Below are 529 nucleotides of genomic sequence, written 5' to 3' on the forward strand. Positions count from 1 at the left end.
TTATTTTTTATATCAACTTTTTAAAAGTAAAACTAAGATAGAATTTATGATCTTAAGGAGTTATTAAATGGTTTTAATTGCAATTTTATGTTTTTATACTGCAATTTTTTCTTTGGTTTCTTATATACAAATTCAATTTTTAGAAAAACAAAAATTCAATAAAGCTTTGGTTTTAGATGATGAGACTTATAAAGATGCAGCAAATATAGCAATTGAAAATGAAAAATTTAAAATATTTTCTAATTTTTATACATTAATTATTAATATACTTTGGCTTACATTTGGGCTTTTGTATCTTAAAAAATTTATTATTAGTTCTAATTCCATATTAGAAAATACTTTATTTTTGCTTCTTTTTTTACTTATAACAAGTTTATTAAATTTACCACTTAGTTTATATGAAAATTTTGTTAAAAATAAAAAACAAGGTTTTTCAAATATGACTTTAATGCTTTTTATTAAAGATAGTGTAAAATCTTTAATTTTATTTGTAATTTTTGGCTTTTTGATTCTTTATGCTTTGCTATTT

Annotated in this window: 1 pseudogene; it reads left to right on the top strand. The window is 18.7% G+C overall.

From position 1 onward, the window contains the following. Positions 1–67 precede the first annotated feature (67 nt). Positions 68–529, top strand: a pseudogene (locus tag JG677_RS08530) (M48 family metallopeptidase); the annotation flags it as partial.

Source organism: Campylobacter sp. TTU-622, from assembly GCF_016598965.1.
GTDB lineage: Bacteria > Campylobacterota > Campylobacteria > Campylobacterales > Campylobacteraceae > Campylobacter_D.